This window comes from Saccharicrinis fermentans DSM 9555 = JCM 21142 (genome assembly GCF_000517085.1).
In the GTDB taxonomy this organism is placed as follows: domain Bacteria; phylum Bacteroidota; class Bacteroidia; order Bacteroidales; family Marinilabiliaceae; genus Saccharicrinis; species Saccharicrinis fermentans.
In genome coordinates, this window is record NZ_KI912107.1 from 1,658,188 (window position 1) to 1,674,325 (window position 16,138).

The window sequence follows — 16,138 nt, forward strand, 5'->3', positions numbered from 1 at the left end:
CATACACTGAATAACAATTACTATTGATTATATAATAATATTTTACGTACTTTGTACGTAAAATAAAGCTAAGATATTCAATGCACAATAAAATCAATAATATTTCAGTAGACTGTTCTATATTAGGCTTTGAAGATGGAGCGTTAAAAATTCTATTGATTAAAAGAGACAAAGAACCAGGTTTAAATCTATGGTCATTACCCGGTTCCTATGTTTATATGGATGAAAAAATTCATATTGCAGCCAGACGCGTTTTAAATGAGCTAACAGGCATACATGATGTTTATTTATCGCAGGTAGGCATATTTGACGAGTTAAATCGTTACCCATCACATCGGGTAGTATCTATTTTATATTGTGCTTTAGTTAAACCTGAAATATTAGAATTAATCGCAGGTTCTCATGCTAAAGAAGTAGGATGGTTTAATATCACGAATTTACACCCTTTGCCATTTGATCACAATAAGATGATACAGATGTCATTAAATTGGCTAAAAGAAGAAATATGGCAAAAACCAATTCTTAAGAATCTATTACCCAATAAATTTCCACTTAATCAAATGCAGGATTTATACCAGTCCATATTACAAACAAGCATAGACAATAGGAATTTAAGGAAAAAAGTAATTAGTCAAGGTCTCGTAGAAAAGCTAGATGAAAAAACGAAAGGCGGACAACAACGTCCAGCCTATTTATACAAATTTAGAACCTAAAAAAAATTTACTCAAAATAAATAACGTACATATAACGCAAAGTAATTATGTTTAAAATCGAAGATAAAGTAGCCGTTGTAACAGGCGGCGGCGGAGTTTTAGGCGGTAGCATCGCCAATAGTCTAATAGAAGCTGGAGTTAAGGTAGCCATCCTTGACATCCGCGAAGAAAATGTTAATAAGCGGGTTGCAGAGCTTACACAAAAGGGCGGAGCGGCTATTGGGTTTGTATCTAGCGTTCTAGACATAGATGACTTAAAACGAACCAGTCAAAAAATATTAGCACATTGGGGACGAGTGGACATTCTTGTAAATGCTGCCGGCGGTAACCTACCAGGAGCTACTTTAACAGAGGAACAAACCATATTTGACATGAAAATTGAAGACTTTAATAAAGTCAACGATTTAAACATGAATGGTACCGTTTACCCTTGTCTTGCATTTGGTGAGATAATGGCCCAACAAGGAGAAGGAAGTATTATTACTATTTCTTCGATGGCTACCTATTCTGCCATAACCAGGGTTCCAGGATATTCCACCGCCAAAACAGCCATCAATATTTTCACACAATGGATGGCTATGGAGATGGCAACCAAGTTTAGTGAAAAAATACGTGTCAATGCAATTGCTCCAGGTTTTTTTATTGGTGATCAAAACAGGAAAGTATTAATCAATGAAGATGGCTCTTACACAGAACGAAGCAAAAAAGTATTGGCACGTACACCTATGAAACGATTTGGGGATATTAAAGAGCTCAATGGAGCAGTTCAATTTTTATGTTCTGACGCAGCTACTTTTATTACGGGGGTAATTTTACCAGTAGATGGAGGTTTCAGTTCTTATAGTGGTATTTAACAATTAGAACTTTAGAAATGGCTTTAGAAAAAACATGGAGGTGGTTTGGTGAGCAAGACAATATCACATTGGATATGCTTCAACAAATGGGTGTTGAAGGTGTGATTACAGCACTACATCATATTCCCAATGGGGCAGTTTGGCCCATGGAAGAAATCTTAAAAGTGAAAAATGCAATTGAAGCGCACGGGATGAGATGGAGCGTGGTAGAAAGCCTACCTGTTAGTGAAGGTATTAAAATATGTTCTGAGGATAGATCCCGCCTTATTAAAAATTATCAGGAATCGGTTAGTAACTTGGGAGCATGCGGTATAGACACCATTTGTTATAATTTTATGCCAGTACTAGACTGGGCAAGAACAGACCTGCATTACAAACTTTTGAACGGAGGAGAATCAATGTATTTTGATTTTCCAACATTTGTAGCATTTGATGTGTTCATACTTAAAAGACCCAATGCACAAGCTGATTATCCAGGCATCATTGTTGAAAAAGCAAGAGTACTATATGAACAAATGAGTGAGGAAGATGCTGAAATACTAGCTCACAATATTATTGTTGTTACCCAAGGATTTATTGATGGAGTTATTGATGGTAGCATCCCTGATTATAAAAATTTGTTTCTAGCATATATTGATAATTACAAGAACTTCGGAAAAGATGAAATGCGCCAACACCTAAAAGCATTTCTGGATGACATCATTCCAATTGCTGAAAAAGCAGGGGTTCGTCTGGCTATTCATCCTGACGATCCACCATTTCCGGTACTCGGTCTTCCGAGAATCATTGGACAACTAGAAGATTACGAATGGCTCTTTAAGGCCAACAAATCACCTAATAATGGTATCACTTTTTGTGCAGGTTCATTATCTGCACGCAAAGAAAATGACTTATTAAAAATCATTGATCACACGGCCAACCGTATTCATTTTATTCATTTACGCAATACGCAGTTACAAGCAGATGGAAGTTTTTATGAGTCAGGTCATTTGCTGGGTAGCCAAAATATGGTTCACATAGTAACAGCATTACTCAAAGAACAGAAAAAAAGAATTGCACAAGGACGTTCAGACCACAAGATGCCAGTGCGACCCGATCATGGAATAAAAATTTTAGATGATTACAATCACCATTACAACCCCGGATACCCATTGATCGGACGTTTAAAAGGATTGGCTGAAATAGATGGATTAATGACAGGACTAGAAGCTTATATTTAAAACTCACTTAATTAGAGATTATGAAAAAAATACTATTTACAGGCTTAATCTGTATTCTTCTCAGTTGCATAACCAATGCACAGATACGTCTGCCCCAATTAGTCAGCAACGGAATGGTTTTACAACGCAACCAGACGATTAATATTTGGGGATGGGCTTCTGCCAATGAAAATGTAACACTCACATTTAGAGAACAAAAATATAGTTGCGAAGCCTCCGCAGAAGGAAGTTGGATGCTAACCTTACCTGCCCAACAAGCAGGAGGTCCTTATACGATGCTTTTAAAAGGTAAAAATGAAATACTCTTAAAAGACATCTATATCGGAGATGTATGGCTTTGCTCCGGGCAATCAAATATGGAATTACCAATGCGACGCGTAGAATCTCGTTACCGAGAGGAAATCAAACTAATAAATACGCAAACTATCCGTCAATTTTGGATACCGCGCCAATATGACTTTAATAACCAACGAGAAGATATCAGTGAGGGTGCATGGAAGCCTGCCACTCCAGAAAACATTATGGATTTTTCTGCTGTAGCATATTTCTTTGCTAAACACATTCAAAAAAATCAAAACGTTCCTGTTGGTTTAATCAATTCAAGTATGGGAGGATCTCCTGTAGAAGCTTGGATTAGTGAGGAAAAACTGAAGCCCTTTAAAGATGCCTGGCAAGAACAACAAAAATATAAAAATGATGAATGGATACAGCAAATAAGAGCCGATGATAAACAAAGAAATCAACAATGGTTTCGGGAATTATCTATAAAAGATAAAGGTAGAAACGGCACCATTAAGTGGAATGATGTATCCTTAAATGATAGTAGTTGGAGCACCCTTGCTATTCCTGGTTTTTGGAGTACAGAAGATTTGAAGTTTCAAAATGGAACGATATGGTTCAGAAAAGACTTTACTATTACTGAAGACATGCTAGCTCAGCCGGCCAAACTTGAATTAGGTTGTATTGTTGATGCAGACTCTGTTTTTATCAACGGTCAATTTATTGGAAACACAACCTATCGTTATCCTCCCCGGATCTACAAAGTTCCAGCAGGAATATTAAAAGTTGGTAAAAACAATATTACCATTAAAGTCATTTCTCAAAGTGGAAACGGAGGTTTTGTCCCCGACAAAAAATATGAACTCACCAATTCATTAGATACCATTTTATTATCAGGTAACTGGAAATATAAAATTGGCGCTCAAATGCCCCCCTTACAAGGTCAAACCTTTATTCGATGGAAACCGAGCGGATTATACAATGCCATGATCCACCCTCTCCATCATTTCACCATCAAAGGAGCTATTTGGTATCAAGGAGAATCGAACGTTGGTAGAGCCAAAGCCTATGAACAAAGACTGAGTGCCATGATCAAAAACTGGCGAGAAGAATGGCAGCAGGACGATTTTCCGTTTTTGATTGTTCAACTAGCCAATTTTCTTGAAGAAAAAAGTGAACCAACAAAAAGTGAATGGGCACAATTACGGGCAGCACAATTTAAGGTCGCAACAACAGTACCTAATGCAGCTCTAGCCTGTACAATTGACCTGGGTGAATGGAATGATATTCATCCGCTGAATAAAGATGATGTTGGAAATAGACTGGCCTTAGCTGCTGAAAAAATAGCCTATAACAATAGACGGGTTGTTTCTTCAGGCCCTACCTTTAAAAAGTATAAAATAAAAGGTAAGTATATTGAAATCAGATTCAATAATACGGGTTCAGGTATGGTTATTCAGACAGGAAACAAACTATTGGGTTTTTCAATAGCCGGAGAAGATGGTAAATATGTTTGGGCACAAGCAAAAATAAAAGGCAATAAAATCATTGTTTGGAATGATCAAATATCAAAACCCAGGGCTGTGCGATATGCATGGGCAGACAACCCGGCCAACGCTAACTTATACAATAAAGAAGGTCTGCCGGCAGTACCATTCAGAACCGACGATAATGATTAATAAACAATAGATGCAAAGTCTACTCTACGACACCAATTCATAAATAATGCTGCATGACCTGAGAATGAGCACAGGTCATGCCCTATTATGATTTGATTTGAAATCACATGCCTACCCCCTTTACATTTGAACCCATAATATCAAATATGAAAAAGGAAACCACCTATAAAGTCATTGCAGTTATACTTCCGTTCATTTTTGCGCTTTTCATCGAAGTACTATTGAGATTAGTAGCTTATGGTGATGATTACCAGCTTTTTCATTCCATTAAAATAGATAATAAAACGGATTATCTCGTAATGAATTCGAAGATAGCAGGAAAATATTTCAATAATGAGAGCTTTCATTCCGACAACCAATCTGATATTTTTTTAAAAACAAAATCAGACAGCACCCTTCGAATTTTTGTACAAGGCGCTTCTTCGGTAGTGGGTTTCCCCTATTACGGTGCAGGCTCCTTTCCCAGAATGCTCAAACACCGACTCGCACAAACTTTTCCAGAAAAAAACATTGAGGTTATTAACACAGGAATGACCGCAATCAATTCTTATACTTTGTTAGATCAAACAAATAAGATTATCCAACAAAAGCCGGATGCTGTAATTATTTATGCAGGTCACAATGAATATTATGGTGCTTTAGGATTAGCTTCATCCAGCACCTATGGTTCACACCCTACCATTATCAAATCCTATCTCTACCTAATGAAACTCCGGATCTTTCAATGGCTTAACAATACATATACCCACATCCAAAAAAGGAAGAATAATGGCCCTAAGATAGGAGAAACCACCCTTATGGAAATAATGGTAAAAAAACAAAAAATACCCTTCGGTTCACCCTTATATCATGCAGGTTTAAAACAATTTAAAGACAATCTTCAAACAATTTTACAAAAGTACCAAAAAGAAAATATTCCAATAATCATATCCACATTGGTTTCCAACATCAAAGATATTAAACCCTTTATAAGCGATCACGCTATTGATTCCACTCAATTTATTAAGGAAATACAACAAAACACTTTAAATGCCATTGACTTGGCACATAAAAACGCCATAGCAGCCTATACACTGGGACAATACTATCTTCAACACCAAAAAGACACCTCCCAAAAATACCTTCAGTTGGCCAAAGAATTGGATTTATTGAGATTTCGTGCTCCACAAAAAATAAATGATATCATTTTTAAACTGGCACAAAAATATCATTGCCATATGGTTGATATGGAAGCCATATTTAGCCATCATTCTCCCATGGGTATTATCGGTGATGAATTATTAACCGAACACGTGCACCCCAATATTGAAGGGCATTTTATAATGGCAGATGCTTTTTACAATAAAATAAAAGAAATAGGTTTAATCCATCATTGGGAGAATTACATCTCATATGACGAAGCTTTCAATGACATACCGGTAACGGAAATTGATTCTATTAAAGGCAAACTAGTCATTGATGATTTAAAAAAATCATGGCCCTATGATTTAAGTATGTCAGGGACACAACCACTATCTGTTTATTATTCCCATAGAAACCCACCTTACGAACTAAGAAAAGCGATAGATTTATACACCAACAAACAAAGTTGGAGAGAAATCATGCTGGAAGCATACGATAGATACAAAAGAAATGAAGAATACAAAAAAGCACTTAGGGTAGCACAATCGTTCACATTAGAATACCCCGAACAATCAGACCCTTACAAGCTTGCTAGCGATATGTGCCTAAAACTGAATGATAGTATCAAAGCAAAATATTATTCAAACAAATATAATCAGCTCAAAAGATAACACCTTTCACCAAGGTTTCTTTACATCTTCTTCATCGTATAAATGATTACGCCAATGAAAATAAGAATGCACATAGTCCTTTTTACGAAGTTGATTTCTACCTGTTAATCGTTGCAATACCGCCAAAGGAAACAATACAAAATAATAGATAACAAACAAAACAACATGGCTCATTACGATGCCTATAAAATGAGCTATTCCGAACCACCCCTTTGCTATTACAAAACTAGTCTTTTTAGATACAAATGATACAATGATTAGTACCACTGCAACAAATAATAACCAGCTTTGCTCGTATTTTATAACGACTATTAATATAAGAAGAACCAATGCTAGTGTAGCTTCCTGTGCCTTTTCTCTACTCATTAAAATAAAGTATATATAAATGGAGCTAAAGCAGATCCATTTGATAAAAATATCAATATGCCCAATGCCATGAATATCATAATTAACGGTACTAGCCACCATTTTTTTCGTTCTTTCAGAAAAAGAAAGAGATCCTTTAAAAATTCCATTTATTTTACAATTATATAGTTTTCCAGAATCAATACATCCATGCCCGAGTTTATAAAGCATTGATATGCCTCTTGCGGCGTATTCACAATTGGTTCATCCTTAACATTAAAACTAGTATTAATGATAACACCAATTCCGGTGATCTCTTTGTACGCTTGGATCAAAGCCCAGAATGATGAATTTACATCCTTATCAACAACTTGTACTCTAGCCGAAAAATCAGTATGTGTGATCGCTGGCAGCTCTGACTTAGGGAACTTACGTTTTTCGTCTATACTCCATCGCCAAAAATCATCCGGTACAATTTTTCTAATTGATTTTTTTACTTGATTAGTAAATAACATATAATAAGAATGCTTTCCTGGCTCAAAATAAAGCGCATAATCCTCCTCACACACAACAGGTGCAAATGGTCTGAATCCTTCTCTGAATTTAATTTTCATATTTAAGATGTATTGCATTTTCGGATCTGTTGCATCGGCCAAAATGCTTCTGTTCCCCAAGGCTCTTGGGCCGAATTCACTACGTCCACGAAACCACCCTACTACTTTTTTAGCTGCAATATACTTTGCGGTCGCAATCCGCAAATCATCCTCATGCGCATAATAAGTATAATCACATGAATACTTTCTTAAAACGTGTTCGATAGACGAGGTAGTAGCCTTAGGACCCAGATAAACATCAAAAGGTTTTTTTAAACCTGTAAATAACATATTACCTTGTATATGAGCTATTGCCAGGGCAGCTCCCAAAGCTCCGCCAGCGTCACCAGCAGCAGGTTGCACAAATATATCCTTAAACCTATTTTGATGAAACATAACCGAATTGGCAACACAATTAAGCGCTACCCCACCTGCCAAACATAAATACTCCTCCTTGGTTTCTTGCTGCACAAATTGAATCAATCGAATAAGAACTTCCTCTAACACACTTTGAGCTGCATGCGCTAAATCGGCATGTACTTGTTCTAGACAATCCTGGGGCTTTCTTCGACAAAAACCAAAGAGCCTTTCCCAATGATGAATCTTCACCATTCGCAAACCAACCTGATAATCAAAATAATAGTCATTTAACCTAAAAGAACCATCATTTTTTATATCTATTAGTTTATCCTTTATTAAATGAGTAAAGTGCTGAACACGATTAGAGTATTCATGCGCATAAGGTGCCAATCCCATCATCTTATATTCTCCACCATTTACCTCAAATCCTAAAAAATAGGTAAATGAAGAATAAAAAAGACCCAGAGAATCCGGAAATCGAATTTCTCCAAGTACTTTAATTCCCTTTTCTCCACATGCAATCCCATAAGAGCTTGTTGACCATTCACCAACTCCATCAATGGTTAAGTAGGCACAGCGCTTAAAAGGCGAGGTGTAAAAAGCGCTGGCTGCATGCGACAAATGATGCTCCGGAAAGTAAATTGGAATATGTAGCTTAGATTTATGTAGCTCTTCCATTCTTTTTTGTATCATTTGTTTGATAAAGAGTTTCTCTTTCAACCAGATAGGCATGGCTTTCACAAATGATCTAAATCCCTTTGGTGCATATGCATAATGAGTTTCTAGTATTCTTTCAAATTTTAAAAAAGGTTTATCATAAAAAGAAACAATGTCAACATCTTTCATTTCAAGGCCTGCTTCTTCGAGGCAAAACTTTATTGCAGCCATAGGAAAAGAAGGATCATTTTTAATTCTAGAGAATCGCTCTTCCTGTGCTGCATACAAAACCTTACCATTTTCAATTAAGGCTGCTGCTGAATCATGATAATATGCTGAAATACCTAGGATTTTCATTCATAAAAATGTATAAGTAAAACCATTAAGGCAAAGCCTTTGAAAAAGCTGAAGCTCCCTACATCAACACCCCACAATATCTTAATCTGTTTTTATAGTAATAATTAGTCTTCTATAACTTGTTAATTGAGGATGTCCATTGTCGGTCACTTCGCAAATCACATGAAAATTCTTTCCTGCAGATCCCGAAGGGATTTGAACAGTAGTTATATCGGCGTTATTATTGGACAACAAGATCTCCTGTTCGTATGTACCTATTTCTGATAATACCCACCACTTGAAACTCAATGAGTCCTGATCAGTATCATATGATTCAGAAGCATCAAGAGTAATAGTTTCTCCTTCTACACCCTCCATTTCTATGGGTATGACACCTCCATTGCCATTGACAATAACCTGGGGATTTATATTTCCCTTACCAGTGGCAGCCCAATCCATTCGGGCCACAAAATTATTGAACGTAGCCGGATAAAAATACCTTTCGTATTTCGTACATATTTGCCATGCTTTTCCTTGATGATTTACATATGCATAGGTGGTTGTATCAGGACCTATTCCCCATTCAAAATACCCACCCCAACTCACCTGACCAGGTATTTGGGGGTTGTTTAAGCCATTGGGCAATACATGCAAAAACGATGGAGTATCACCCTCAACACCATACTTGTATTTAGGATAAACCTCACCTAAATTCCCATGATTTTGTATATTTCTGGCATACTCGTCCCAGTTCTTTTTTCCTGTTCCATTTTGGTATTTCCATGCACAATCATCCCAAAGAAACATCAAATCTGTTTCAAATTCCCTACGCATCCATTGGTGAGAACTAATATCAAATGGAGTACCTTCTTTATACGACCTATCTTGGTCGGTAATTGCATAAGTAGGTATTTTATGCAAAAATGTTCTTAGTTCCTCCCCACTCCTTTCCTGCTGAACTTGCCATATAGCCTGAGCCAAGGTATTTCCTCCCCCCCAAACTAATATCCATAAAGGGCGGTCATCATCTTCATCAGCCAATTCTATAATCAAGTTACTTCCGTCCGAAACGTTATCTTCACCAATTGCATTTATTCCTCGCTTTCTACTTCCAAACATGGTTCTTTCACGTAGATATTCAGGACTGGGCCAATACCCAATATTTTGTTTCGATTCATCCTGATTAAAGTTCAGTTGCCTGGAACGTTTTAACAAATGGGGCAAATCTTTTTCATAAGCATCTATGCCATCATGAATCAATTGAAAGAAATCATCCTGTGTTTCTTCGAGACTCCAACCTGTTGTATAAATTAAGCCCTCAATTTCAAGCATATCTGCATGCACGAGCAGTCTTACCAACGATTCACTGTCGTCTGTTTCCCAAGTTGAAATATCTGTAAGGATAACCACGCGTGGTTTTTCAATTTTTCCATTTTCATTTTGAGAATGACAAGCTTGTATTATTAGAACAGACAAGAGTACTGTTACAAAAACATTTCGTTTCATTTTTAGATTATTTATCATTTATTTTCTATTCTATTATAAATAAGGATTTCAGTTCTTGACTTGTATATATTTGCTTTGCGGAGCCCCCAAATATGAAGTCTTTTTTCTCCCCCTATCAATCTCAAACTTTTGGAATACGATTCCCGGATCTATCATCCATATTTTAAGTGTATGGCTGCCAGGTTTGGAGATACTATGTTTTGAAGATTTAATTTTTATATGATTCCCCACTGATTGTGACCACCAATCGGCATATTGCCAATCCGGCTTCTCTTCTCCTTGGTTCATATTTATTATTTGTGGTTTTTCATCATCGATAGAAATGGCAAATCGCAACCCATCATCTTTTCTAAAATCCTGTGTTGGTGAAAGATAAGCATCAACAGTATACATTCCAGCTTCAAAAACCGTAAATTCATATTCAACCCTGGGAGATTTTTCACTTAGGACTTGTCTTTCAATATGAACCGGTTCCACAATCAGGGATGAACTTGTTCGTCCAAGATTTTTTACGATAGTCCAATGAATTTCGTTTGAATCCTTTTTTTTAGAAAAATTAACCGCATCAAAAGCCACAACACCATTATTTTCAATAAAACCCGCTACCTCAGACATATGATTACTGATGGGTACCTTTACAATATATTCACATTCTTTACTTGAAATCAATATCTCCCCCGAGGCGTTTCCTTTGGGAGCTTTGTCCCAATCGATACTAACATATACCTTTTCATTATACAGTGTTTTACCATTGTCTTTTGATAGCTTTATCCACTTCTCTTTGGCTTTAATAGAATATACCAACATTTCCCTTCCTCTATTAATAATATCAACATAATAACTCTGATTATTCATCGGATCAAATGTTGGTAATGATTCACTGAATCCCCAATCTCCTTCCACGCCAAGCCACCCCCAATAAGGTTTCTTTCCGTATTCTAAAAGATAGCCCAGGGTTGCCTGTTCTTTCAGTTGCACATAGGAAACTGCAGGCATTGTATTTAATGGAGGGTGCGTCCAACTAGTATAACCGATATGTGTTTGCGACATCATATGATTCCATTTACCATTTTCAAGCTTTTGATGAAAATTACGAGTCAATTCGGCATCCTTATAAAATAGCTCTTTTACCTTATCTGCATAATAATTCGCTGATCCAGCACCTCGTTGCGCATAGTATCTATTCATACCAGCAGCAACATACATTTCATTTAAGTTAGCACACAGTTCAATGGGCGATTGCACTAGTTGGTAGTAAGCTGAACGATTATTTTCCGGGAGTTGATGATAAATGGCCGAACTCTTTTTCAACAATGTCTTATAATCTCTCACAATTCTTTCAGCTTCGCGGTAATTTTCTACACTATATGTTTTATAAGAAAGCATTTCTGGAGTACGCCGTGCATTATATTTCGTATACAATGCGAGCAATTCTGCAATCTCCTTGGCATACTTCTCATCAAATTGTTGTTCGGCCCAGGAAATATAATACTCAGGCAAATCTTCCGCTTGAATAGCATCTGGATTCCATGCATAATCTAAAAAAAAGCTGATGGGCAATTCCATGGGTTTTATATCACCTACATTAACCAGCCATAAATCTTTAACTCCATGTTCATAAGCCAGATTCATTTGCTCCCATACCCGTTCTATCTGGGTAGTATTTAACCACCTATACGAAACGGGTGCACCAACATAATCAAAATGATAATAGATACCATATCCGGCCGCGTGATCCAAATCTTCCTTCTTTGGAAGAATTCTTAAATTACCCCAATTATCATCACAAAATAGTACAATTATATCATCATCAACACGCATACCTTGGTCAAAATAATCTTGAACTTCTTTGTACACAGCCCACACTTGAGGAGTTTCTTCTGCTGGTTTACCTGTTACATCTGCAATTATATTTCGCTGGTCTGTTATAATTTGTTTTAACATATCCACGGCGGTCTCTTCAGACATGGCATCATCTCCGTCTCCACGCATACCTACGGTAACCACACTCTCGTAATCACCCATCCGTTCGATACCTCCACGCCAGAACTCCTGTAGTTTTTTCTTATTCGTTTCGTAGTTCCAATCCCCTCCATCAAATTTATACCATTCCTTGTGGGCACGCATCATGGGTTCATGATGGCTGGTAGACATCACAATACCATATTCGTCAGCCATTTTAGGATTTAATGGATCATCTTCGTTAAAAATAGTAGGAAGCCACATGGCAGGCCATAGATAATTGGCTTTATTTCTGAGAAGTAATTCAAAAATTGTTTCATAACACTGATGATTTTGTCCTCCAAATTTCTCAAAAGCCCAATTCCTAAAAGCAGGAGATTCATCATTAATAAATATACCCCGATATTTTACAGCAGGTTCACCATCGGTATACGTGCCAGGTATAACATAAATATCATCTTTCTTTTTCACCGGAACATCAGCCCACCAATGCCAAGGAGAAACTCCTATTCGTTCAGAAATATCATAAATTCCATAAATAGTTCCTCTTTTATCACTACCAGCAATAACAAGAGCACTTTCAATACCAGGAAATGGATTATTTACTGTTTTAATAATAAACTTCTCCCACTTTCCTCTTAACTCATTAACATTTATTTCCTCATTCTTTACCAGGCGATCAATCAGGTCGCTTTTGCCTAAAGTACCTGCAATTATTACATTTTTTGTTGCTGCAATATCATTAATATATAATTCAGGTTTTGAACCAGACACCCTATTTATATCCTTCTGCAAATCTTTAAAAGCACGTATTACTCCCGCATAATCAGATGAATTCACCAATAATGGAGAGGCTCCTCTAGCAGTCCTAATAGGAAAATAACCTTCTGCTTCTATTTCAGAAATATAATTATTTTTATTTTGTGCATCTATCATATTACTTAATCCAATAAGAAATAACACACTCAGTAATATCTTCATAATATATTATTTTAACAATGTGCATATTCAGTAAATTAACTGTTATGCGTGTTTTTCAAAGCATTACATTGCAATGCTTACATCTAGATTTAATAACCTATAAATCAAAATATTCAAGACAACTCGATTCTCATTTTTCTGTCCTCACTATTATCCTTGCAGGTTTTAAACCATCAGATTCTGCTTTTACAACCATAGTTCCTTCCTGACCTTTTATCCCTTTCACCACCACAAGGCAGCGTCCACTAAAAGCCTTTCTTGAAGTTGAAGCAAACGACTCCATATCAGTAGGATCTCCATTATCTGTAGCAACAATCTCCCCTGGTCCCTCCATCGAAAATGATATTCGATGCAACGCATTTACTTTCAACAAATCATTTTTATCACAGACCTTCACACTTATAAACGCCAAATCCTTACCATCAGCCTTTATTACTTTTCGATCAACTTCAGCCATCAATTGAGCAGCTTCACCAGTCGTTTTCATTCTCTCTTCGGCCCATACCTTACCATTTTTGTAGGCCACAGCTTTAATTTCTCCCGGTTCATAAATAATATTATCCCATCGCAAACGATATTCATATTTTTTCTTCTTCTTTTTTCCGAGCGACTTATCATTAAAAAACAACTCTACCTCATCACCTGAAGTAAACACATGCACAGGAGTAATCTTACCAACTCTATCAGGCCAATCCCAATGGGGAAGTATGTGCACCATAGGGTAATTATCACGCCAATGTGCTTGGTATAAATAGTATCTATCCTTTTTAAAACCAGCCAAATCAATAATTCCACTATAACAACTACGTGACAAATAATAAGGTGTTGGTTCTCCCAAATAGTCAAAGCCGGTCCATACAAATTCACCTGCCACAAAAGGATGTGTTTCCAATGACTTAAATACTTTATCCGCTGAAGAACCAAAATCCACCGCATACAATTCATAAGAGCTGACCTGTTGCCTATTGGTGTCCCCACCAATGCCATTTCGGACATAAGAACTTGTTTTAGAGGTAACTGGAAAAAGATACACCCCCCTACTACTAAAAGCCGATGCCGTTTCGGTACTTATAATAACTTTATTGGGAAATTCTTGGTGAAATGCATCATATTGAGGTTTGGTTCTAATGCGATCTACCCCATTAAAAAAAGTATCCTGTCGAATTCCTTCACCCTGATAGTTCAGACCTATAAAATCGGCCACTGCTGGCAACTCCATATAAGGCTTTGCAAAATTCATAGCTGTAATCGTAGGTCGCGAAGGATCTTCTTCCTTCAAGATATCATATAAGCGTTTTCCAACTTTCGCACCTTTTTTACCATCATATTGTTCCCCCACTTCATTACCAAAGCTCCAAATAATTACTGAAGGATGATTTCTATCTCTTCGAATAAAAGAGCGAGCATCAGGCTCCGACCACTCGGGAAAAATAAGGTGAAAATCATGAGGTGTTTTTTTCTTTTCCCAGGAATCAAAAATCTCATCAATGACCACAAACCCCATTCGGTCAGCTAAATCTAACAATTCAGGAGCAGGTGGATTATGCGCCATACGGATAGCATTACACCCCATATCTCGCAATATTTCCAATTGACGCTCGGCAGCACGACTATTGAAAGCAGCCCCCAAAGCACCTAAGTCGTGGTGTTGATTGACTCCTTTCAATTTGATATATTCACCATTTATTAACACACCAGTATCCGCATCAAACTCAATTTTCCTGATTCCAAAATTAGTTTCATAAACATCTAGTATTTTTCCATTTTGCATCACGGTAGTTATGGCCTGGTACAAATGCGCTTCCCCCTTAGGAAGGGGGTTCCATAATTGGGGGTGATCAATAATTACAGATTCTTTAATTGTAGCACTTTGCTTACCTTTAATTTTCACTTTTTGCAAAAGCAAACCAATGGGAACCACTTCCTGTTTATTACAATCCACAGGATAAATCTCAGTAACACAAGCTACAGACACGTTCTCTAACAAGTCATTATCAATGGTTACCTCAACATGTACATTTGCTTTCTCTTCTGAAACTTGTGAAGTAGTAATATAAGTACCCCATTGCCCCACATGAATCTTATTGGTTTTAGTTAACCATACATTTCGATATATTCCACCTCCCGAATACCAACGTGCCGAATGATTAGGATTATCTACCCGAATAGCAAGCTGATTCTCTTCACCAAACCTTAAATAATCGCTTAAATCAAGACGCCATGAATTATAGCCATAGGGCCAGCCACCTATCAATGAACCATTCAACCAAACCATTGCATAAGACATCGCACCATCTATATCTAAAAATATAGACTTTCCATGATCACTCTGAGGGACTAAAAATTTTTTCCGATACCAAGCTACACCATTGCAAGGTAATCGTCCCATACCTCCACCTACTTCGCTATTCCAGCCCACTTGAAAAGGCCCTTTTATAGCCCAATCCTGGGGTAAATCTACACGCTCCCATGAGGAATCATCAAAGTCAGCTTGTACAAAGGCAAAATCACTTCCGGGATTTCCGTGTGGACGTCTATGTTTATTTGCATCATCTTTAATAAATTTATTAGCTGTTGGCAAAACCCATGGTTTCAATACAATTTGTTTGGTTTCCATCTGAACAGGAGCTGTCGGTCTGGAATCTGCATCTTTATTATCCATTACCTCTCCTATTGCAGGACGTATATCATAAATCAACGAATCGGCCTGTTCTACCGATTCGTATTTATAAAACTTCCAATCTTCATTGAATAAAATTCGTTCTCGGGTACTTGCTGTTTCAAGTTGAGAACATTGACATGCAAACAGCGCACAACACATAAGTAAGACCAATACACTTAATCTATTTTTAACCCTCAT

Annotated in this window: 10 protein-coding genes; 5 read left to right on the top strand and 5 right to left on the bottom strand. The window is 37.0% G+C overall.

Annotated elements, in window-relative coordinates; translation table 11 throughout:
* Positions 1–80: 80 nt before the first annotated feature.
* The 5 genes from CYTFE_RS0106700 to CYTFE_RS25340 all read left to right on the top strand — a co-directional run bounded on the left by CYTFE_RS0106700 (position 81) and on the right by CYTFE_RS25340 (position 6,538).
* Positions 81–713: an NUDIX hydrolase gene (locus tag CYTFE_RS0106700; protein ID WP_027471187.1), complete on the top strand. Its 633-nt coding sequence runs from the start codon at positions 81–83 to the stop codon at positions 711–713.
* A gap of 47 nt (positions 714–760) precedes the next feature.
* On the top strand, positions 761–1,567 hold the full coding sequence (locus CYTFE_RS0106705) for an SDR family oxidoreductase (protein ID WP_027471188.1): 807 nt from the start codon (positions 761–763) through the stop codon (positions 1,565–1,567).
* 17 nt (positions 1,568–1,584) lie between these two features.
* Positions 1,585–2,787, top strand: coding sequence for a mannonate dehydratase (gene uxuA, locus CYTFE_RS0106710; protein WP_027471189.1), 1,203 nt, complete (start codon positions 1,585–1,587; stop codon positions 2,785–2,787).
* Positions 2,788–2,807: 20 nt separating this feature from the next.
* On the top strand, positions 2,808–4,745 hold the full coding sequence (locus tag CYTFE_RS0106715; RefSeq protein WP_027471190.1) for a sialate O-acetylesterase: 1,938 nt from the start codon (positions 2,808–2,810) through the stop codon (positions 4,743–4,745).
* A gap of 146 nt (positions 4,746–4,891) precedes the next feature.
* Complete coding sequence (locus tag CYTFE_RS25340; RefSeq protein WP_052522246.1) at positions 4,892–6,538, top strand: SGNH/GDSL hydrolase family protein; 1,647 nt, start codon at positions 4,892–4,894, stop codon at positions 6,536–6,538.
* A 6-nt stretch (positions 6,539–6,544) separates the two neighbouring features.
* On the opposite strand, the gene CYTFE_RS32130 is transcribed toward CYTFE_RS25340, so the two are convergent.
* From CYTFE_RS32130 to galB, 5 genes are all read right to left on the bottom strand, one after another.
* Positions 6,545–7,114: an SxtJ family membrane protein gene (locus CYTFE_RS32130; RefSeq protein ID WP_027471191.1), complete on the bottom strand. Its 570-nt coding sequence runs from the start codon at positions 7,112–7,114 to the stop codon at positions 6,545–6,547.
* Entirely contained in the window at positions 7,054–8,850 is a 1,797-nt protein-coding gene (locus CYTFE_RS0106730; RefSeq protein ID WP_027471192.1) for a carbamoyltransferase family protein, read from the bottom strand. Before CYTFE_RS0106730 ends, CYTFE_RS32130 begins: the two co-directional genes overlap by 61 nt.
* A gap of 81 nt (positions 8,851–8,931) precedes the next feature.
* Entirely contained in the window at positions 8,932–10,335 is a 1,404-nt protein-coding gene (locus tag CYTFE_RS0106735) for a DUF1593 domain-containing protein (protein ID WP_027471193.1), read from the bottom strand.
* A gap of 48 nt (positions 10,336–10,383) precedes the next feature.
* Complete coding sequence (locus tag CYTFE_RS0106740) at positions 10,384–13,278, bottom strand: glycosyl hydrolase 115 family protein (protein ID WP_027471194.1); 2,895 nt, start codon at positions 13,276–13,278, stop codon at positions 10,384–10,386.
* A gap of 130 nt (positions 13,279–13,408) precedes the next feature.
* Positions 13,409–16,138 carry a beta-galactosidase GalB gene (gene galB, locus CYTFE_RS0106745; RefSeq protein ID WP_027471195.1) on the bottom strand — a complete coding sequence of 910 codons (2,730 nt, stop codon included), beginning with the start codon at positions 16,136–16,138 and terminating at the stop codon, positions 13,409–13,411.

Bases quoted from the DNA above. Each gene is read 5' to 3' on its own strand.
- CYTFE_RS0106700 (WP_027471187.1), top strand. From the start codon at position 81: ATGCACAATAAAATCAATAATATTTCAGTAGACTGTTCTATATTAGGC.
- CYTFE_RS0106705 (WP_027471188.1), top strand. From the start codon at position 761: ATGTTTAAAATCGAAGATAAAGTAGCCGTTGTAACAGGCGGCGGCGGA.
- uxuA (WP_027471189.1), top strand. From the start codon at position 1,585: ATGGCTTTAGAAAAAACATGGAGGTGGTTTGGTGAGCAAGACAATATC.
- CYTFE_RS0106715 (WP_027471190.1), top strand. From the start codon at position 2,808: ATGAAAAAAATACTATTTACAGGCTTAATCTGTATTCTTCTCAGTTGC.
- CYTFE_RS25340 (WP_052522246.1), top strand. From the start codon at position 4,892: ATGAAAAAGGAAACCACCTATAAAGTCATTGCAGTTATACTTCCGTTC.
- CYTFE_RS32130 (WP_027471191.1), bottom strand. From the start codon at position 7,114: ATGCTTTATAAACTCGGGCATGGATGTATTGATTCTGGAAAACTATAT.
- CYTFE_RS0106730 (WP_027471192.1), bottom strand. From the start codon at position 8,850: ATGAAAATCCTAGGTATTTCAGCATATTATCATGATTCAGCAGCAGCC.
- CYTFE_RS0106735 (WP_027471193.1), bottom strand. From the start codon at position 10,335: ATGAAACGAAATGTTTTTGTAACAGTACTCTTGTCTGTTCTAATAATA.
- CYTFE_RS0106740 (WP_027471194.1), bottom strand. From the start codon at position 13,278: ATGAAGATATTACTGAGTGTGTTATTTCTTATTGGATTAAGTAATATG.
- galB (WP_027471195.1), bottom strand. From the start codon at position 16,138: ATGAGGGTTAAAAATAGATTAAGTGTATTGGTCTTACTTATGTGTTGT.